The organism is Nocardia acididurans (genome assembly GCF_016741815.1).
GTDB classification, from domain to species: domain Bacteria; phylum Actinomycetota; class Actinomycetes; order Mycobacteriales; family Mycobacteriaceae; genus Nocardia; species Nocardia acididurans.
On the sequence record NZ_JAERRJ010000003.1, the window covers coordinates 468,590 to 487,899 of the forward strand.

The following is a 19,310-nucleotide window of genomic DNA, read 5'->3' on the forward strand; positions in this document are numbered from 1 at the left end:
TCTCATCGGCTCCACCGGATACCGGGAGCCACCGAGAAGAAGGAAACATCATGAACGCCAAGTCCCTCCGCCTGACCGCCGTCCTCGCCGCCACCGCCGCCTCCGCCCTGGTCCTGACCGCCTGCGGCGACGATTCGAGCAGCACCTCCGCCACCACCGCATCGTCCACCGCCGCCTCCTCCGCCGCACCCGGCAGCCCGGCCCCGGCCGGCGGCAAGTCCAGCGCCGCGGTCGACGGCAAGGCCCTCGACGCCAAGTTCGAGACCACCTGCGTCAAGAACGGCAACGATCTGGCGCTGGCGCTGACCGACACCGCGAACGCCACCTACGGTCAGCTCAGCGTGAGCGCCACCGTCAACGGCGACACGGTCACGGCGGTCGGCATCGCGGGTTCCAAGGGCGGCGACAACGGCATGCCCTACGCGGTCGGCTACGGCAACGGCGCGCCCGGCGGCTCGGCCAAGGTCACCAAGGACGGCAACACCTACACCGTCACCGGTGAGGGCGTCGGCGCTCCGGACATGTCGAATCCGCTTGCCGGAGTCAAGAACTCGAAGTTCGAGATCACCTTCGCCTGCTCCAGCATCGTCGGCGGCTGATCTCTCCCCACCCGCCCCGCTCATGCCGGACGGCATGAGCGGGCCTGAATCCTCGCGCCCGCAACCCCGCAACCCCGCACCAGCACAACCGAATTCGAGGACATCATGAAGAACCAGCTCCGCATCGCCGCCATCGCCTTCCTGGCCTTCGCCCTGTTCGTCTACCTCTGGGTCAGCCTCACCTCCGACTCCTTCCTGCCGTGGGTGGGCGGGCACATGGCGCTGCCGATCATCGCGATCACGCTGGTTCCCATCGTGTTCGCCTTCACCGGCGACGGCATCCTGTCCGCCCTCACCGGCAACAACAGCGCGGAGTTCCGCAATGGCCTGATGGGCCTCGGCACCGTCGAGAACATCGGTCACACCGGCGTCACCCTCAACGATCAGCCGCAGGTGCGCATCGACTTCCGGGTGGAGGGCGTGGACGGCAAGGTGTTCCGCTCGCAGGCCAAGATGATCGTGCCGATCACCCAACTGGCCCTGCTGCGCCCCGGCGTGGTGCTGCCGGTCCGCTACCTGCCCGAGCGCACCGACCGCGTCGAGGTGGATCTGTCCGGCGACACCGCCGCCGCCCAGGAGGCCATGAACGCGGCCATGATCCGCAAGGGTTTCACCACCCCCGCCAAGCTCGATATCGCCCGGCGTGACATCGCCACCCAGGGCATCGTGCGAGGGCTGTCGGTGCCGGGCGAGATCCGCGAGGGCCACTCCAAGCTGGAGCTGACCCTGGTCGTCACCCGCCCCGACGGCAGCACCTTCGAGACCCGCACCGAGAAGTTCCTGCCGCCCGCCCAGGTTTCCCAGGTGCAGGTCGGCCGGGTGGTCGGGGTGCACTACCTGCCCGGCAACGAGCAGGAGGTGGTGCTCGCACTGCCCGTGAACGCTTCCAGCACATGACTTCTCATCCCCCGAACGGGCCAGGACCGGAAAATCACCGGACCTGGCCCGTTTCGTTGCGTCATGATGGTCCGTGCTCCTGATGCGTTCCCATCGCCCGCTGGCCGCGCTGTTCACCGCGCGGGTCGTGTCGTACGCGGGCGATTCCCTGAGCCTGGTCGCCCTGATGCTGCATGTCGCGAACACCACCGGCCAGGGGCTCGCGGTCGCCCTCCTGCTGCTGGTCGGAGATTTCGCGCCATCCCTGTTCAGTCCGATCGCGGGGGCGATCAGCGACCGGTTCGACCGCCGGAAGGTCATGATCGGCTGTGAGCTGGCGCAAGGCGCGCTGGTGTTGCTGATCGCGCTCTCCCTGCCCCCGCTGCCGCTGCTGCTCGCCCTGGTCGCGGCGCGCGCCATCGCCGCGAACATCTTCCTGCCCGCGTCCCGCTCGGCGATACCGGCCCTGGTCGAGGGCAAGGATCTCGAAAAGGCGAACTCCGCCATAGGTTTCGGCTCCAACGCCGCCGAGGCGTTCGGCCCGCTGCTGGCGGCGGCGCTGCTGCCCTTCCTCGGGATTCGCGGTGTGCTGCTGGTGGACGCGGCATCGTTCCTGGTGTCCGCGCTGGTACTGCTGGCGGTTCCCGCCATGCCCCCGCGGGCCCACGGCGAGGAGCCCGAATCCCTGCTGTCCCAAGCGAAGGTCGGCCTCGGCTACATCTGGCGCACCCCGGTCGTCCGCATCATCGCCCTGGGCTTCTGCGCGGTCGTCGCCTGCAACGGCGTCGATGATGTCGCCCTGGTCCTGCTGGCCAAAGAGACGCTGCACTCCGGGGACGCGGCCGTCGGTCTGCTGCTGGGCGCGGTGGGCATCGGCCTGCTCCTCGGATACGCCCTGCTGACCCGCTACGGCACCGCCCTGTCCATGACGGCGCTGCTGCTCGGCGGCTTCTTCGTCAGCAGCGCGGGCAACCTGCTCACCGGCCTGGCCTGGTCGGTGGCCGCCGCCTTCACCGTGCAGGCCGTGCGCGGGCTCGGCATCGCGGGCATGGACGTCGCCTCCAGCACGCTCCTGCAACGCGTGGTGCCCGACGGCCTGCTGGGCCGGGTCTTCGGAAACCTGTACGGGGCCATAGGCGTTGCCGCCGCCCTGTCGTATGTGGGCGGCGGCCTGCTGCTCGACGCCACCGACGCCCCGACCACCCTGATCGTGGCGGGCTGCGGCGGCATCCTCGCGACCGCCGCCGTGGCTCTCACCCTGCCGCGCGCCCTGCGCCGCCATGCCGATGCGAGCGGCACCCGCTCGTCGTGAATGAATCCGCTGACACGGCAGGCATATTCGGGTAACTCCCGCTTCACAGGCGGCGGTAGGGCCGCCGCCCGTGCGGCACCTCCGGGGCCGGGCGGGAGGACAGTCGCGGGATGGGCAGGGTCACCGGTTGTTCGGCGAGGGTGAAGTCGCGGCCGTGGTGGGTCAGTTCCAGCGAGTCACCCTCCAGCAGAGCGTATTCGGCAGACTCGGCGGTGATCTCGACGCGAATGCGGCGGCCGCGCCAGGCCATTCGGAAGGACAGCCGGTCGAGTTGGTCGGGTAGGCGGGGGGCGAAGATCAGGGTGTCGCCGCAGTCGCGCATCCCGCCGAAACCGCCGACACAGCACAGCCAGGTGCCTGCGAGCGAGGCGATGTGCAGGCCGTGCGCGACATTGTGGTGGAGGTCGTGCAGATCGGTGAACGCCGCCTCCACGAAGTAGTCGAAAGCCAGTGAGAGATGGCCCACTTCGGCGGCCAGCACCGCCTGCGTACAGGCCGACAGCGAGGAGTCGCGCACGGTCAGCGCGTCGTAGTAGTCGAAGTTGCGGGCCTTCTGGTCGGCGGTGAACGCGGTCGGGCACAGGTACATGGCCAGGGTGAGGTCGGCCTGTTTGATCACCTGTTTGCGGTACAGCTCGAAGTACGGATAGTTCAGCAGCAGTGGATAACTCGTGGGCGCGGTGGCCGCGAAGTCCCAGCGGGCGTAGCGGGTGAAACCCTCGGACTGCTCGTGCACACCGAGTTTGTCGTTGTAGGGCACGGCCATTCGGTCCGCGCCGTCGCGCCAGCGCGCGATCTCGTCGGGTTCGACGCCCAGCTTGCCGGCCATATCCGGGCGGCGGGCGCACGCCGCCGCGGCCTCGCGCAGATTCCGCTGCGCCATCAGGTTGGTGAAGACGTTGTTGTCGGCCAGCGCCGAGTACTCGTCCGGGCCGGTGACGCCGTCGATGCGGAAGACGCCGGAGGAATTGTGGTGGCCCAGGCCCGCCCACAGCCTGGCCGTTTCCACCAGCAGCTCCACGCCGCAATCGGTTTCGAATTCCTCGTCCTGTGTCGCGGCGAGGTAGCGCGCGGTGGCGTCGGCGATGTCGGCGTTCACGTGCACGGCGGCGGTACCGGTCGGCCAGTAGCCGGAGCCCTCCTCGCCATTGATGGAACGCCACGGGAACATGGCCCCGGACTGCCCGAGTTCCCGGGCCCGGCGGCGCGCGAGGTCGAGGGTGGAATGCCGCCAGCGCAGCGCCTGCCCGGCCGCGAGCGGCACCGTGCAGGTGAGCACCGGGAGCACGAAGGTCTCGGTGTCCCAAAAGGCGTGGCCGTCGTAGCCGGGACCGGTGAGCCCCTTCGCGGGTATCGCCCGCGATTCCCCGCGCGCACCCGCCTGCAGCACGTGGAAGAGCGCGAAGCGCACCGCCTGCTGCAGTTCCGGGTCGCCGTCGATCTCGACATCGGCTGTCGCCCAGAACTGGTCGAGGTAGTCGCGCTGGCGGCGCAGCAGGGCATCCCAGCCGGTTTCCATCCCGGCGGCCAGGGCGGCCTCCACCTGGGCGCGCAGGGCCGGGGTGGAGCGGCGGCTGGACCAGCCGTAGCCGAGGAACTTGGTCAGGCGCAGCCGCTGCCCGCCCGGCACATCCGCCGCGATGGTCACCCGCGCCAGATCGTCCTCGACCCGCACCGAGCAGCGCGGGGTCGCCGACACCTCGAGTTCGTGGTCCATGCCCGCGGCCATGCGCAGCTCGGAACGCCTGGTGTGATGGGCGAGGACGGCCGAGAGGTCGTGGGCGGCAGCGAAATCGGCCACCAGCGGTTGTTCGAGCGCGGCGGCCAGGCGGGGATCGCCGCCCGGGATCGGGACGGGTTCATTGGCCAGCAGATCCGACTGAACGACCAGGTCGAGATCGCCGTCGAGCGGTTCGACCTCGTAGCGGATGGCCGCCACCGCCCGATCGGTGAAGGACACCAGCCGTTCCGAGCGGATGCGCACCACCCGGCCGGTCGGCGAGGACCACACGGTGTTGCGGCGCAGCGTGCCGGAGCGGAAGTCCAGGGTCCGTTCGTGTTCCAGGCATTTGCCGTAGCGCATATCCATCGGCTCGTCCTCGACGAACAGGCGGATGATCTTGCCGTCGGTGACGTTCACAATGGTCTGGCCCACCTCCGGATAGCCGTAACCGGCTTCGGCATAGGGCAATCGGCGCTTCTCGTAGAAGCCGTTGAGGTAGGTGCCGGGCAGGCCGACGGGCTCACCCTCCTCGAAGGTGCCGCGCAGGCCGAGGTGGCCGTTGGAGAGCGCGAAGATCGATTCGGTGCGGTGCATCGCCTCCAGATCCAGTCCGCACCAGCGCAATTCCCAGGGAGAGGTCTCGAATCCGGGGCTGCAGTCGATCATCGTCCCTCCGTCAGCTCGGCGAGATCGGTGATCACCACATCCGCGCCCGCCCTGGTCAATTCACCGGCGTGCGTGCCGTCGCGCACCCGGTCCACGCCGATCACGTAGCCGAACTCCCCGGCCCGGCCGGCTTCGACACCGGCCACCGCGTCCTCGAATACCGCTGCCCGCACCGGGTTCACGCCCAGCAGGTCCGCACCGGCCACGAAGGAGTCCGGTGCGGGCTTGCCGCGCAGTCCGCGACTCGCGATGTCACGCCCATCGATTCGCGCGTCGACGAATCGCGTCAGCTCCCCCGCCTCCAGCACCGCCTCGGCATTGGCCGACGAAGTCACCACCGCCACCGGCAATCCCGCCGCGCGGACCGCTTCCAGATAGGTCACCGAACCGGGGTAGACGGTGACGCCGTCGCGCTCGAGCACCGACAGCAGCAGGTGGTTCTTGCGATCGCCGATCCCGTGCACGGTGTCGGCGCGCGGGCTGTCGTCCGCATCGCCCTCCGGCAGCGTGATGTCCCGGGATCGCAGGAATTCGCGGACGCCGTCGGCGCGCGGACGACCGTCCACGTACCGCAGATAGTCGGTGTCGCTGAACTCGCGCACGCCGGGACCGCAACGCCGCCGGAGGAATTCGTCGAACACCTCTTTCCAGGCCCGGCGGTGCACGGCGGCGGTGTCGGTGAGCACGCCGTCCAGATCGAACAGCACAGCCGCGATGGATTCCGGTAGTCCCAGCCCGGTGGCGGGCAAGTCGTTCGCACGAGCCACGGACGAGCGATACCCGGTGCCGTACCGGGAAAACGCCCGCCCGGCGGGTCGCAGAGGGTGTCGCGGATCGGAGTGCGGCACATCACAGGACAGATTCCTACAGAGATACCCCTAGGGGGTATAAATTCAACCGAGTAACCGAGCCGGGAAGGAGACCCGAGATGTGCGAATGCCGCTGTCCCAGCACGCGTGATCCACCCACCCCTGATCGAGGAAGTGAATTCCGATGCGCTCCATGGCCCCGACCACCGGCCTGTTCGCCAACCGTGACTACCTGCGACTGTTCACCGCTCAGGTCTCCGGCCTGTTCGGCACCGGATTGACCACCGTCGCGCTGGGACTGCTCGCCTACGAGCTCGCCGGGGCCGCCGCGGCGGCCGTACTCGGCACCGCGCTGACCATCAAGATGGTCGTCTACGTCACCGTCGCCCCGATCGTGGGCGCGTACGCCCACCGCCTCCCCCGCCGCACCTTCCTGACCGCCCTGCATCTGATGCGCGCGGGTGTCGTGCTCGCCCTGCCGTTCATCGCTGAGATCTGGCAGATCTACCTGCTCATCGCGGTCCTCCAAACCGCTTCCGCCGCATACACACCGACCTATCAGGCGGTGATCCCCGACATCCTGCCGCGCGAGCGCGACTACACCCGCGCCCTGTCGGCCGCACAGCTCGCCGCCACCATGGAGACGCTGCTGAGCCCGATGCTGGCCGCCGCCGCGCTGCTGGTCGTGAGCTTCCACTGGCTGTTCGCCGGCACCGCCGCCGGATTCGTGATCGCCGCTCTGCTGGTCGTCGCCACGCGCATTCCCGATGCCACCGCCGCCGCGCCGGGGTCCTTCCGCGAACGAATCACGGTGGGAGTGCGCCTGTTCGCGGCGACACCGCGCCTGCGCGGGCTGCTCGGCCTGAACCTGGTGGTCGCCGCGGCGGGCTCGGTGGTCATGGTCAATACCGTGAACTACGTGCGCGATACGCTCGGCGGCGCGCAGTCGGGGGTGGCGATGCTGCTGGCCGCCAACGGATTCGGCACCATGCTCGTCGCCCTCGCACTGCCCCGGATCCTGGACCGCACGCAGGCCCGCCCGGTCATGCTCACCGGCGCTGCCACCCTGGTGACCGGACTCGCGGCCGCCATCGCGCTGTCCACCGCCGGCAGCGGCGAAGGGCGCTGGGCCGCGGCCCTTGCGGTGTGGGCGCTCATCGGCGCGGGCACGGCCGCCGTCCTGACCCCCACCGGCCAGGTGCTGCGCGGCTCGGCATCACCCGCCGACCGCCCGGCGCTGTTCGCGGCACAGTTCTCGCTCTCGCACCTGGCCTGGCTGATCACCTACCCGATCACCGGATGGCTCACCACCACAGGCGGTTTCACCATCACCTGGATCGTGCTCGCGGCGTTCGCCGTCGCCGGAATCGTGGTGGCGCAGCGCATGTGGCCCCGCGGTGACGCCGACGCGCTAGACACCCAGCGCGTCGAGGATCAGGGGACGCGAGGTGCGCAGCGCCTCCTGCCAGTACGGCCAGGTGTGGGTACCCGGGCCGATATCGACCCGCGCACCGATACCCAAGGCCGCCAAACGATTACGGAAGATCTGGGCGGCGGTCTGGGTCATCGTCTCCAGGACCATGGCATTGAGCGTGTTGCCCACGCCGTACGGCAGGTCCGCGCCGGTCGGGACGCCGTTGCCGCTCCACACGTACATGGGCAGCCCGCGCAGCAGTTCGGCCTGGACGGTGGCGTCGTTGCGGCTCCACGCGGGATCACCGGCCGGACCCCACATATCGTCGAGGTTGAAGTTGCCCTCGTCCCGCAGGGCCAGGCGCATCGCTTCGTTCCACAGCGGGAAGGTCGGGTTCACGTAGCCGGAAAACGAACCCGCGAAACGGAATTGGTCGCGATGATGGGCGGCCAGGGTGAGCGCGGCATTGCCGCCCATGGACGCGCCGACGACCGCATTGTTGGTGCGGGAGACGCCGTACCCGGCGAGGAAGGCCGGCAGTTCCTCGGTGAGGAAGGTCTCCCACCGGTAGGTGACGGCCTGGCGATTGGTGCTGCTCGGCCGGTACCAGTCGGTGTAGAAGCTGGAGTGCCCGCCGACCGGGAACACGAGAGTGACGTTGTCCCCGGCGAATTGGCGCAGGGCGTCGGTGTCCGAGGTCCACTGGCTGTGATCGGCCGGGGCGCGTAACCCGTCCAGGACGTAGAGGGCCGCACTGCCACCGCGTGCGGCCCACTGCACCTGCACCTTGATCGGGCCCATACTCGAGGGCACCCAGAGTTCGTCGTATCCGCCCGAGGGGGCGGCCGCGGCCTGCACCACCCCGAACGACGACATCACGACCGCCGCCGCCACCGCCGCGAAAGACCGCTTCCACCAGCCGCGAATCGACCGCCGACCCCCGGACCGCACATCCCCTGCCATCGCGCACCTCCCATGTCGCTCGGGAAGTAAGTTACCGCAGCCGACGGGTAATGCGCTGTCGCTCAGTCGTTTTTGCTATTGCTCGCCGAAGCGCTCGGCGGTGTACTCGGCGCTGAACTGTTCGGTGAACTCGCCGGTGGGCGGGATCTCGGTGATCACGTCGATCAGGACGCCGCTGGGGTCGGCGACGATGAAGTGGCGCTGACCGAATTCCTCTGAGCGGATCTCCAATTCGGCCTTCAGACCGCCCTGGACGACCATCTCCTCCCACAGCGCGTCGACATCCTCGACCTCGAAGTTGAGGATCAGGCCCTGGGTGGGCTTGCGGAAGTCCGCGGGGATGGTCTCGTGGGTGTAGTCGAGCAGGGCGACCTCGACGGAACGGTCATCGGCGGTGCGGCGCAGGCTGATGTACCAGTCCGCCTCGAAGGTGATGTCGAAGCCGAACCACCTGGTGTAGAAGTCGCGGGATCGGGCGAGCTCGGTGGTGCCGATGACGGGGTAGAAGCTGCTGAGTTTCACGGCGTGGCCTTTCGCGCTGCGGTTGACGTACCATCGGTATGTCAACGACGGTAGTTCACATACCACTGGTACGTCAATAGGGAGGTTTCGCCCATGGCGGGCATGTTGCGCATCCAGCAGCGCGAGCAGACCAGGCGCACCCTGCTGCGCGAGAGCAGGCGGCTGTTCGCCGCGAAAGGCTATGCGGCGGTGGGGCTCGCCGAGATCACAGCGGCGGCCGGTGTCACCAAGGGAGCGCTGTACCACAATTTTTCGAGCAAGATCGAACTCTTCCGGGCGGTCCTGGAAGAAGTACAGAACGAAGTCGGCGAGCACGTCGCCGCCGCGGCCGACGCCGCGGCCGAGCCGTGGGACCAATTGGTCACCGGCTGTGAAACTTTCATCACCGCCTGCACCGCACCGGAGATCCAGCGCATCCTGCTGATCGACGGCCCGTCAGTCCTGGGCTGGCACGACTGGCGGGCATTGGACGAAGCCGCCTCCGCCCGGCACCTGCACGAGGCGCTCACCGAACTCGTTGCGGCCGAGGTGATTCCGCCGCAACCCATCGAACCGCTCACCCACCTGCTGTCCGGCGCGATGAACGAGGCCGCACTGTGGCTGGCCACCGCCACCGCGCCGGACGCGCTCGAGCAGACGCTCGCGTCGCTGCGCCGGCTACTCGGCGCGATTCAGACCCCGCCGGGTCAGTAGCGGCTCGATCTCCGGCCCCCGGCCGCGGAAGGCGGCGAAGGCGTCCAGCGGATCGAGTGAGCCGCCGCGCGAGAGCAATTCGCGGCGGAACAGCTCACCCTTCTCGCGGATGGGCGCGACGCCGTCCTCGAACCACTGCACGGTGTCCGCGTCCAGGACCTCACTCCAGATGTAGGAGTAGTACCCGGCCGCGTAGCCACCCGAGAAGATGTGCGCGAAATAGCCGGTGCGGTAGCGCGGCGGGATGGCGTTCACGGCGACACCGGCCGTGCGCAGCGCCTCCTCCTCGAAGGACTCCACATCGGTGTCCGCCTGCGCGTCGGCCGTGGAACGGCGATGCCAGGCCCAGTCCAGCAGCGCCGCGGCCAGATACTCGACGGTGCGGAAGCCCTCGCCGAAGCGCTCCGCCGCCGCCATGCGCTCGACCAGTTCGGCGGGCATCGGTTCGCCGGTGTCGATGTGGCGGGCGTAGTTGGCCAGGATCTCCGGCCGCGACATCCACATCTCGTTCACCTGGGACGGGAACTCGACGAAATCGCGCGGCACCGCCGTGCCGGAGAAGAACGGGTAGGTGACGTTCGAGAACAGGCCGTGCAGCGCGTGCCCGAACTCGTGGAACAGGGTGCGGACGTTGTCCCAGGTCAGCAGGGCGGGCTCACCCGCGGGGGGCTTCACGATATTGAGGTTGTTGACCACCACCGGGCGCTGCCCGAACAGCGCGGACTGGCTGACCAGGCTGTTCATCCACGCGCCGCCGCGTTTGGACGGGCGCTTGAAGAAGTCGCCGAGGAACAGGCCCAGGCCGCTGCCGTCGGCGTCGAAGACCTCGAAGACGCGCACCTCGGGGTGGTAGCCGCGCAGCTCCGGTCGCTCGGCGAAGGTGATGCCGTAGACCTGGGTGGCCGCGTGGAAGACGCCGTCCCACAGCACCCGCTCCAGTTCGAAGTACGGGCGCAACGCCTCGGCGTCCACCGAGAACTGTTCGGCGCGAATCTTTTCCGACCAGAACTGCCAATCCCAGGAGCGCAGTTCGGCATCCGGTTCGGCGGCGTGCATGACGGCGGTCAGCTCACCCGCCTCGCGCTCGGCATTGGCGACCGCGGGCGGCACCAGGCGCGACAGCATCTCCTCCACGGCCGCCGTGGTTTTCGCGGTCTGATCGGCGACGGTGTAGGCGGCGTGATCCGAATACCCCAGCAGGGCGGCGCGTTCGGCGCGCAGCGCGACCATGCGGGCGGCCAGCGCGCCGTTGTCCCCGTTCGCGCCGAAGCCCCGGCTCAGCGACGCGTCCATCATGCGTTCGCGCACGGCGCGGTCGGCCAGCTCGGACAGGATCGGCTGGTTGGAGACGTTCTGCAGGCTCAGCGCCCACTTGCCGGGCTGCCCGAGGGTCTCGGCGTTCTCGGCGGCGGCGGACACCTCCGCCGGGGTCAATCCGGCCAGCTCCTGCTCGGTGTCCAGGATCAGGGTGGCGGCATTGGTGGCGGCCAGGTTGTTCTGCCCGAATTCGGTTGCGGCCGTGGCGAGTTCGGCATTGAGCTCGCGCAGGCGGGCCTGCTGCGCGGCATTCAGGCGCGCGCCCGCGCGGACGAAGCGCAGGTGGTAGCGCTCGAGCAGCCAGGACTCCTCGGGGTTCAGCCCCAGTTCGGCGCGTCGCTGGTACAGCGTGTCGATGCGGTCGAAGAGGGCCGGATCCAGGTGGATGGCGTCGTCGTGGGCGGCCAGGCGCGGGGAGATCTCGGCCTCGATGGCGTCGATGCGCTCGTTCGAATCCGAGGACACGACATTGAAGAAGACCTTCGCCACCCGCTTCAGCACCGTGCCCGAACGCTCCAGTGCGGCAATGGTATTCGCGAAGGTGGGCGCTTCCTCGGCGGTGGCGATCACGGCGACCTCGGCGAGCTGCTCGGTCATACCGCGCTCGAACGCGGGCAGATAGTGCTCGACGGTGATCTCCGCGAACCGCGGAAGCTCGTAGGGCAGCGTGCTGCGCTCGAAGAACGGATTGCTCGTCATACCCGTCACCCTATTCCGCGCGCGAGATCGGCTCCCGGTGGCACGATCGACGCATGAGCGCCGACTACTTCGATCTCGGCACCTTCGCGAGGGGCGTCACCGCCTCGTCGCCGGATGCGCAGCTGTGGTTCGACCGGGGTCTGATCTGGACCTACGCCTTCCATCACGAAGAGGCCGTCCGGTGTTTCCAGCAGGCGCTATCGGCCGATCCGGAGTGCGCCATGGCCTACTGGGGCCTGGCGTTCGCACTGGGTCCCAACTACAACAAGCCCTGGGAGTTCTTCGACGCCGACGAGCTGGCCACCACCGTGCTCGGCACCCACGACGCGGTGCGGCGGGGCCTCACGCTCGCCGATACCGCGACGCCGGTCGAACGGGCCCTGCTCGAGGCGCTGGCGGCCCGGTATCCGCGCAGTGCGCCCGAGGGCGACCATTCCGGCTGGAATCGGGACTACGCCGAGGCCATGCGCACGGCGTATCAGCGATTCCCGGACGATCTCGACGTGGCCGCGCTGTTCGCGGACGCGCTCATGAACCTGACGCCGTGGGCGCTGTGGGATCAGCGCACCGGGCGGCCCGCCGAGGGCGCGTTCACCCTCGAGGCCAAGGCGGTGCTGGATCGGGCGCTGCGCACGGCGGAGGGGCTGGCGCATCCGGGGATACTGCACCTCCACATCCACCTCATGGAGATGTCGCCGACGCCGGAATCGGCTCTGGCGGTGGCGGATCGGCTGCGCGGGCTGGTGCCGGACGCCGGGCATCTCGAGCACATGCCGTCGCACCTGGACGTGCTGTGCGGTGACTACCGGAAGGTGGTCGCGGCCAACTCCGCCGCCATCGCCGCGGACGCGAAGTTCGTGCGACAGGGCGGGGAGATCAACTTCTACACGCTGTACCGGGCGCACAACTATCACTTCAAGATCTACGGGGCGATGTTCCTCGGGCAGTCCGCCACCGCACTGGAAACCATTGCGCAACTGGAGAATTCGATTCCCGAGGAGTTGCTGCGAGTGGAGTCGCCGCCGATGGCGGACTGGCTGGAGAGCTTCGTGTCCCTGCGGGTGCACGCGCTCATCCGGTTCGGGCGATGGGCCGAGATCATCGCGCTGGAGCTGCCGAAAGACCCTGAGCTGTACTGCGTGACGACGGCCATGCTGCACTACGCCAAGGGGGTCGCCTACTCCGCGACCGCGCGGGTGGCGCAGGCCGAGGCGCAGCGCGAACTGTTCCGGGCCGCCGTCGACCGGGTCCCCGACTCACGGACGCTGTTCAACAATGCCTGCCGCGATATCCTCGCCATCGCCGCCGCCATGCTCGACGGCGAGCTGCTGTACCGAAAAGGCCAGTACGACAGTGCCTTCCAGGCGCTGCGGCGGTCGGTCGAACTCGACGACAACCTGCCCTACGACGAGCCCTGGGGCTGGATGCAGCCGACCCGGCACGCGCTCGGGGCGCTGCTGCTGGAACAGGGGCGCGTCACCGAGGCGGAGGCCGTCTACCGCGCCGACCTCGGGCTCGATCACACCCTGCCGCGCGCCTGCCAGCATCCGGGCAATGTGTGGAGCCTGCACGGCTATCACGAATGCCTGGTGCGACTCGGCAAGACCGATGCCGCCGAGATCATCGCGCAGCAGCTGAAGCTGGCGACCGCGCTGGCGGATGTGCCCATCGCGGCCTCGTGCCTGTGCCGGGGAGTTGCCGAGCCGGACGGGGAGTCCTGCTGCCACTGAGTCGGCAAACCGGGCGCGCGGTACGCGAAACCCTCGCAGATTGACAGCCTTTCGTCTCTTCCCATGGCAGGAAGACCGTGCGAGAGTGATGCGCACCGCGGCACAGTTTCGGACGAGGAAGTCGAGCCATGGTCACTCTGATATGGGTCGGGCTACCCTACGCCGCGGCTTTCTCCTGTCTCGCCGGTCACCTCTGGCGCTACCGCCACGACCGCTTCCTCGGCCACCTCTACGGCCCGCGCCTCGACCGCACACAGCGCTTCGGCGTCCGGGCCTTCCGCATCGGCATCCCGGTCCTGTTCGCCACCCGCGTCGCCGAAGTCCTTGCCTCCGGACCGGATTCGGGTCCCGAGGGCGCGACCCGGGTGGTGCTCACCGCACTGCTGCTGCTCGCGGTGCCCCTCGCCCTGGTCGGCGTGGGCCTCATCATGATCCCCCCGCTCATCGACGCCGACCCGCACGCCCGGGTCACCCCCGTCGACCGCCTCACCCTCCCGGTCCTCATCGCCACCATGGTCTCCGGCGTCCTGGTCAAGTTCGACCCCGGCCCCGACGACGGCCGCTACACCACCGCCGAAACCCTTTTCACCTGGGTCCGCTCCCTGGTCACGCTGCATCCCGACCCCGCCGCCATGGCGCACGCCCCCGCCATCTACCAGGCCCGCGGCCTGATCATCCTGCTGCTCATAGCCATCTGGCCCTACACCCGCCTGGCCGGCATCTTCGCCATTCCGGCCCTGCGCCTGCTCCAGCGTGCCGCCGGGTTCCGCCAGCGCTCCTGGGTCAACCCCGCCACCTGACCGGCGCCCCGCCCGCGATCAGCGCGGCACGGTCACCGGATCGGTGCAGCTGGCGACGGCGTCGACCAGGGAGCACGGCTGCGGGTCGCGGGTGGGGCGGTAGTCGGCGGGGACGCCGCCCGCCCGGGTGATCTCGGTGTACGCGGGTACGGCGTCGGTGGGCTTGCGGGTGAGGGTGGGGTCGGTCAGGACATCTACCGTGTAGAGGCCGAAACGGGGTGTGTAGGAACCCCATTCGTAGTTGTCGGTGAGGCTCCAGTAGTTGTAGCCGATGACGTTCATGCCGTCGGCCTTGGCACGCTGGATCCAGTAGATGTTGTCGCGGAGATTGTCGGCCCGGGTGTAGCCGTCGGCGCGGGGTGCGCCGTTCTCGGTGGGCATGCCGTTCTCCACGATGTAGAGGGGCTTGCCGGGGAACTTTCGCGAATAGTGTTGCAGGGCATAGTAGATGCCCTCCGGCTGCAGGGGCCTGGTCCACATGTCCTTCAGCGCGGCCTGGGAGCCGAGGGTATCGGGGCTCAGGCCGTAGTAGTAGTCGATGCCCATGTAGTCGAGCTTGGCGGCGATGCTGTCGACGAAGTAACCGTTCACCGCCTCCTCGCCGGCGGGGACATAGGCGACATTGCTGGTGACCATCGCGCCGGGCTGCCGGGCATGGATGTAGTCGTAGATGCCGTTGTGCGCCTGGGCCATTCGGTCCTGGATGGCGCGCATCGCGGTGACGGGGCGGCCGCCCAGGCCGATCTCCATCGCGACATTGGCGATGGGCTCGTTGAAGGTCACCCACAGCGGATCGGCGGCGGCGAAGCGGTCGACCACGACGCGGGCGTTGGCCAGCCAGTCCGCGACCACGCCGGGGTTGTCCCAGCCGCCGCGATCGGCCACCCAGCCGGGATGCACCCAGTGGTCGATGGTCAGCATGGGCCGCATCCCGGCGGCCCGGATCGTCGCGACGACATCGTCGTAGAACCGCAGGCCGTCCTCGTCCCATACGCCCGGCTGCGGCTGCACCCGCGCCCACTCGATGCCGATGCGGTAGACCCGCACGCCCAGCTGTTTCGCCAACTGGATATCGGACCGGTACCGGCTGAAGAAGTCGATCGAGTCCCGGTACGGATCCTCGACCTTGCCGCCCGCCGCGTACCGCGACCAATTGCTGTCGGGCGCATGACCTTCGGACTGGAAGCCGGACGCCGCCACACCCCACAGGAAGTCCTCCCCCAGCGGCGCGAGCCGCGCGGGCGGCTCCGGACTCGCGAGGGCCGGGGCCGCCACCGGAGTGAGGGCGGCGGACACGGCCAGAACGACCACGGCGAACGTGCGACGGCGGAAGACCATGCCGAAAACCGTACATTGCTCGGTTTTCGCGCGCAAGAAGCCCGCTCAACAGCGCATACACTCGATCGGTGGCAAAGCGCGGACCTTACGGCAAAGGCATCGAACGGCGGGAGCAGATTCTCGAGGCCGCCCTGCGGACCATTGCCGAGCGCGGATTCCTCTCGACCTCGGTCGCCGAACTCGCCGAAGCGGTGGGACTGAGTCAGAGCGGTCTACTGCACTACTTCGGCTCCAAGGAAGAACTCTTCGTCGCCGTGCTGCGCAAGCGCGACGAAGTCGACGCCGCCGCGATGGCGGCCGAATACTCGCGCCCCGAAAGCCTCCTCGAGATCGTCCGCCGCAATATCGAAGTCCCGGGGCTGGTCGAACTCTTCACCCATATGCAGGCCGCGGCCGCCGACCCCCGCCACCCCGCCCACGAATACATGCACGAGCACTACCGCACCAGCGGCGCGGCATTCGCCGAACTGCTGCGCGACATGCAGCGGTCCGGCGATCTGCCCGCCCATGTCGACCCCGGGCAGATGGCCACGGTCTTCCTCGCCCTCACCGACGGCCTGCAATCGCGCTGGCTCATCGACCCCACCATCGATATGGCCGCGCACCTGCGACTCGCCTGGGACCGCTTCACCGCCGAACCCTGACCGGCCTATTCGACGACCGGACGGCACGGACCGCGCGCCGGATCCGGGTCCAAGGTCAGCACCCGATCGGCCAGCCGGTCGAGCACCACCTCCTGATGACTGATCACTATGAGCGCCAGCCCCTTTCGCCGCAGCTCGTCGAGCAGGTCGAGCACCGTGTCCCGGCTGCGCGGATCGAGCGAGGAGGTGATCTCGTCACAGATCAGCACCCGGGGTCCGGCGGCGAGCGCCCGCGCGATGGCGGCCCGCTGCTGCTGACCGCCCGACAACTGCTCCGGCCGCCGTCTCGACAGGCCGGCGTCCAATCCGACTCCCGCGAGCAGGTTCCCGGTCCGCTCCGCGGTCGCGGCGCGATCCAGCCCGTGCAACAACCGCATCGGGCGGCCGATCTGGGTAGCGATGCGATAGGACGGATTGAGTGAGGTCGCCGGGTTCTGGAACACCAACTGCACGGCCCGGCGCTGATCCAGCGGTCTGCGGTCCACGCGCGGATGCAGCGGCGTGCCGTCGAGTTCCACCGATCCCTGATCGGGCAGGTGCAGACCCGCCAAAGCCCTTGCCACCGTGGTCTTTCCGATACCGGAACGACCGGTGACAGCCAGGCACTCACCCGGGCGCAGCGTGAAGGAGAGATCCGCGACCACCGGCTCGGCCCGACCGTGCCCGACGGTGAGACCGCGCACCCGCAGCACCGGCGGCGCTGTGCCGGTATCGAATGGAATACGCTGCGGCACAGCGACTTCGACCCTCTCTCGGCGACCGGAGACCATCCGGCCGCGATCCAGCTCCAGCACCTGATCGACGATCGGCGCGACGGTCTCCAGATCATGGGTGATCACCAGCAGCGCGGTCGCGGTGTCACGTCGAATCGCGCGCAGCGTATCCATCAGCCGATCGCGGGTCCGCGCGTCCAGCCCGGTGGTCGGCTCATCGAGCACCACCAGGGCCGGCTCACCGAGCAGGGCCATCGCCAGCAGCACCCGCTGCTGCTGGCCGCCGGACAGTTCGTGCGGATAGCGCCGCTGGAAATCGCGGCCGCCGGGCAGATCGACCCGGCGCAGCGCGGCGGCGACCACGTCGCTGTCGGCGGAACCGCCTCGCAGGCGTGCGATTTCGCGAATGGCGACACCGATCCGCAGCGCGGGATTGAGTCCGGTCGCGGGATCCTGCGGAACGTAGCCGACCGTGCGACGGCCCTCGACCGCACCGATCTCGACGCTGCCCTCCGCACTCCATCCGGGCGGCAGGGCGTCGAGCAGCGCCAGCGCGAACGTGGTCTTGCCCGCACCGGACGGACCCGCCAGGGCGACGGCCGCGCCCGGCGGCAACCGCATCGAAACATCCTCGAGCACAACGGTTCCGCGTGCGTCGCGCACCGTGAGCGATTCGACGGTCACGCCCGGCGCTCCGCCCGCCCGGCGCGGACTCGACACGGCGGCCGGGCGCTCGGACCGCAGAGCCCGGTCGGTGACCATATTGACCGAGACGACGAGCACCATGATCAGCAGCGCCGGAGCCAGCACCGACCAGGGCTGCACCCCGAAGCCGGGCCGATTCTCGGTGATCATCAGCGCCCAGTCCGGCGAAGGCGGCCGCAGGCCGAGGCCGAGGAAACCGCTCACCGCCACCATCGAAATGGCCGCCGACATCCGCACCCCGGCATCCGCGAGCACGACCGATCGGAGGTTGGGCAGCACCTCCACCAGCGCCAGCCGCCACAGCGGCTCACCCCGGGCCCGAGCCGATTCCACATAACCCGTCGACGCCAGCTCGAGCACGCACGTGCGCACAATACGGATGATCCACGGCACCGACGCCAGCGCGACGGTCACCACGATCGCGGCGGGCCCCGCGCCCAGGGCGGTGGCGATCACCGCGAGCAGCAGGAACCAGGGCACCACGACAATGGCGTCCACCGGTCGCATGATCCAGCCGTCCAGCCCCCGGCGCAGCCCCGCGATCAGCCCCAGGCCGAGCCCCAGCCCGTACGCGACCACCAGCGCCAGCCCCGCGAGCGACAGCAGCGGCACACCGCCGTGCAGGATCCGCGACAGCACATCCCGCCCAACCACATCGGTGCCGAGCAGATGCCGCGCCGACGGCGCTCGGAACGGCGGTGCGACCGGCGCGGTCGGCGAATACGGCGCGAGCAGCGGGCCCAGCGCCACGAGCAGCAGCACGGCCACTACCGCGACCAGCCAGACCGATCGAATCCTGTTGCGGCCCCTCATATCCGGCCCTTCGTGAAAAGAAGCCGAGTAGCCGGGCTCACCAGCATGGCGAGCAGATCCGCGACGAGATAGACCCCGATCCCCACGGCCGCCATCAGCACCGCGGCCGACTGGACGAACGGAAAATCACGAGCCTCGATGGCGCGCAACAACTCCTGCGACAGACCCGGATAGCTGAACAGCGTCTCCACGACGGCCACCCCGCCGATCAGCCCGACCACCGAACCCGCCAGCGGATGGATCGATGCCGACACCGCGTTCGGGGCGATATGGCGCACCAGGAGCCGCACACCGCCGACCCCGTTGAGCCGGGCCGTCCGGATGTAGGCGCTGGAGATGACCTCCGCGGTCTGCGCCCGCACCATCCGCACCGGATGCGGGGCCAGCCCGATCACCAGGCAGGCCACCGGCAGCACCAGGATCTCCGGCCGGCTCCACGGACCGGCCCCGGTCGGCAGCAGCGAAACCGCGGGCAGCAACCGCAACGACAGCGCGACCGTCGCCACCAGCAGCACGCCGAAGACGAACGACGGCACCGATTCCGCGGCCAGCGCGACCGTACTGATCACTCGATCGGTGCGGGAGCCCGCGCGGGCGCCGGCCACCAGACCCAGCACCAGCGCCACCGGAATCAACAGCGCCGCCGTGATCGCGGCCAGGGTGACGCTGTTGCCCGCCCGGCCCAGCAGCACCTCGCCCACCGGGCGGCCCGAGAGCAGCGAATCCCCGAAATCGCCGTGCAGGAACCCGAACATCCACTCCGCGAACCGAATCGGCGCGGGACGGTCCAGTCCCAATTCGGCGCGCAGCGCCGCCAACTGCTCCGGGGTCGGGTCGCCGCCGCCGGTCCGCGACAGCATCACCGTGGCCGCATCCGAATCCAGCGACTCGAACAGCACGAAAACCATCAGCGCGACGGCGACGAGAACCGCGATCCCGCCACCGATCCGCCGCACGATATAGCCGATCACGGT

General features: G+C 69.2%; 15 protein-coding genes and 1 pseudogene. 8 read left to right on the forward strand and 8 right to left on the reverse strand.

Annotated elements, in window-relative coordinates; translation table 11 throughout:
• Positions 1-50 precede the first annotated feature (50 nt).
• The 3 genes from JK358_RS10125 to JK358_RS10135 all read left to right on the forward strand — a co-directional run bounded on the left by JK358_RS10125 (position 51) and on the right by JK358_RS10135 (position 2,787).
• Positions 51-599, forward strand: a complete 549-nt coding sequence (locus JK358_RS10125) for a lipoprotein LpqH (protein ID WP_201945971.1) — start codon at positions 51-53, stop codon at positions 597-599.
• A gap of 105 nt (positions 600-704) precedes the next feature.
• Positions 705-1,496, forward strand: a complete 792-nt coding sequence (locus tag JK358_RS10130; protein WP_201945972.1) for a hypothetical protein — start codon at positions 705-707, stop codon at positions 1,494-1,496.
• An 82-nt stretch (positions 1,497-1,578) separates the two neighbouring features.
• A complete protein-coding gene (locus tag JK358_RS10135; RefSeq protein WP_201945973.1) occupies positions 1,579-2,787 on the forward strand; it encodes an MFS transporter in 1,209 nt (402 codons plus the stop codon).
• Positions 2,788-2,830: 43 nt separating this feature from the next.
• On the opposite strand, the gene JK358_RS10140 is transcribed toward JK358_RS10135, so the two are convergent.
• Together JK358_RS10140 and JK358_RS10145 are read right to left on the reverse strand one after the other, a co-directional pair.
• Entirely contained in the window at positions 2,831-5,176 is a 2,346-nt protein-coding gene (locus JK358_RS10140) for a glycoside hydrolase family 65 protein (protein ID WP_201945974.1), read from the reverse strand.
• The gene (locus tag JK358_RS10145) at positions 5,173-5,910 is read right to left on the reverse strand and encodes an HAD family hydrolase (protein WP_201946289.1); all 738 of its coding nucleotides are present in this window, start codon (positions 5,908-5,910) and stop codon (positions 5,173-5,175) included. The genes JK358_RS10140 and JK358_RS10145 overlap by 4 nt, the downstream gene beginning before the upstream one ends.
• A gap of 268 nt (positions 5,911-6,178) precedes the next feature.
• Between JK358_RS10145 and JK358_RS10150 the strand changes: the two are divergent.
• Positions 6,179-7,330, forward strand: a pseudogene (locus JK358_RS10150) (MFS transporter); the annotation flags it as partial.
• Positions 7,331-7,396: 66 nt separating this feature from the next.
• Here the strand turns inward: JK358_RS10150 and JK358_RS10155 are convergent.
• Together JK358_RS10155 and JK358_RS10160 are read right to left on the reverse strand one after the other, a co-directional pair.
• Positions 7,397-8,362, reverse strand: a complete 966-nt coding sequence (locus JK358_RS10155; RefSeq protein WP_201946291.1) for an alpha/beta hydrolase — start codon at positions 8,360-8,362, stop codon at positions 7,397-7,399.
• Positions 8,363-8,437: 75 nt separating this feature from the next.
• Positions 8,438-8,884: a VOC family protein gene (locus JK358_RS10160; RefSeq protein ID WP_201945975.1), complete on the reverse strand. Its 447-nt coding sequence runs from the start codon at positions 8,882-8,884 to the stop codon at positions 8,438-8,440.
• A gap of 93 nt (positions 8,885-8,977) precedes the next feature.
• Here JK358_RS10160 and JK358_RS10165 point away from each other — a divergent pair, with 93 nt between their 5' ends.
• Positions 8,978-9,577: a TetR/AcrR family transcriptional regulator gene (locus JK358_RS10165; RefSeq protein WP_201945976.1), complete on the forward strand. Its 600-nt coding sequence runs from the start codon at positions 8,978-8,980 to the stop codon at positions 9,575-9,577.
• Here the strand turns inward: JK358_RS10165 and JK358_RS10170 are convergent.
• A complete protein-coding gene (locus JK358_RS10170; protein ID WP_201945977.1) occupies positions 9,542-11,593 on the reverse strand; it encodes a M3 family metallopeptidase in 2,052 nt (683 codons plus the stop codon). The two genes, JK358_RS10165 and JK358_RS10170, sit on opposite strands and share 36 nt — an antisense overlap.
• A gap of 53 nt (positions 11,594-11,646) precedes the next feature.
• Here JK358_RS10170 and JK358_RS10175 point away from each other — a divergent pair, with 53 nt between their 5' ends.
• Positions 11,647-13,323 carry a tetratricopeptide repeat protein gene (locus JK358_RS10175; protein ID WP_201945979.1) on the forward strand — a complete coding sequence of 559 codons (1,677 nt, stop codon included), beginning with the start codon at positions 11,647-11,649 and terminating at the stop codon, positions 13,321-13,323.
• Between the two features lie 128 nt (positions 13,324-13,451).
• Positions 13,452-14,123 carry a respiratory nitrate reductase subunit gamma gene (locus JK358_RS10180; RefSeq protein WP_201945982.1) on the forward strand — a complete coding sequence of 224 codons (672 nt, stop codon included), beginning with the start codon at positions 13,452-13,454 and terminating at the stop codon, positions 14,121-14,123.
• 18 nt (positions 14,124-14,141) lie between these two features.
• Here the strand turns inward: JK358_RS10180 and JK358_RS10185 are convergent, their stop codons facing one another.
• Positions 14,142-15,461, reverse strand: coding sequence for a family 1 glycosylhydrolase (locus JK358_RS10185; protein ID WP_201945984.1), 1,320 nt, complete (start codon positions 15,459-15,461; stop codon positions 14,142-14,144).
• A 68-nt stretch (positions 15,462-15,529) separates the two neighbouring features.
• Here JK358_RS10185 and JK358_RS40305 point away from each other — a divergent pair, with 68 nt between their 5' ends.
• Positions 15,530-16,105 (forward strand): TetR/AcrR family transcriptional regulator, encoded by a 576-nt coding sequence (locus JK358_RS40305; RefSeq protein WP_201945985.1) that lies wholly within the window; start codon positions 15,530-15,532, stop codon positions 16,103-16,105.
• Between the two features lie 5 nt (positions 16,106-16,110).
• Here JK358_RS40305 and JK358_RS10195 read toward each other — a convergent pair whose 3' ends face one another.
• On the reverse strand, positions 16,111-18,336 hold the full coding sequence (locus JK358_RS10195) for an ABC transporter ATP-binding protein/permease (protein WP_201945986.1): 2,226 nt from the start codon (positions 18,334-18,336) through the stop codon (positions 16,111-16,113).
• Positions 18,333-19,307: an ABC transporter permease gene (locus JK358_RS10200; protein ID WP_307817434.1), complete on the reverse strand. Its 975-nt coding sequence runs from the start codon at positions 19,305-19,307 to the stop codon at positions 18,333-18,335. The genes JK358_RS10195 and JK358_RS10200 overlap by 4 nt, the downstream gene beginning before the upstream one ends.
• Positions 19,308-19,310 lie beyond the last annotated feature (3 nt).

Bases quoted from the DNA above. Each gene is read 5' to 3' on its own strand.
- JK358_RS10125 (WP_201945971.1), top strand. From the start codon at position 51: ATGAACGCCAAGTCCCTCCGCCTGACCGCCGTCCTCGCCGCCACCGCC.
- JK358_RS10130 (WP_201945972.1), top strand. From the start codon at position 705: ATGAAGAACCAGCTCCGCATCGCCGCCATCGCCTTCCTGGCCTTCGCC.
- JK358_RS10135 (WP_201945973.1), top strand. From the start codon at position 1,579: ATGCGTTCCCATCGCCCGCTGGCCGCGCTGTTCACCGCGCGGGTCGTG.
- JK358_RS10140 (WP_201945974.1), bottom strand. From the start codon at position 5,176: ATGATCGACTGCAGCCCCGGATTCGAGACCTCTCCCTGGGAATTGCGC.
- JK358_RS10155 (WP_201946291.1), bottom strand. From the start codon at position 8,362: ATGGCAGGGGATGTGCGGTCCGGGGGTCGGCGGTCGATTCGCGGCTGG.
- JK358_RS10165 (WP_201945976.1), top strand. From the start codon at position 8,978: ATGGCGGGCATGTTGCGCATCCAGCAGCGCGAGCAGACCAGGCGCACC.
- JK358_RS10170 (WP_201945977.1), bottom strand. From the start codon at position 11,593: ATGACGAGCAATCCGTTCTTCGAGCGCAGCACGCTGCCCTACGAGCTT.
- JK358_RS10175 (WP_201945979.1), top strand. From the start codon at position 11,647: ATGAGCGCCGACTACTTCGATCTCGGCACCTTCGCGAGGGGCGTCACC.
- JK358_RS10180 (WP_201945982.1), top strand. From the start codon at position 13,452: ATGGTCACTCTGATATGGGTCGGGCTACCCTACGCCGCGGCTTTCTCC.
- JK358_RS10185 (WP_201945984.1), bottom strand. From the start codon at position 15,461: ATGGTCTTCCGCCGTCGCACGTTCGCCGTGGTCGTTCTGGCCGTGTCC.
- JK358_RS10195 (WP_201945986.1), bottom strand. From the start codon at position 18,336: ATGAGGGGCCGCAACAGGATTCGATCGGTCTGGCTGGTCGCGGTAGTG.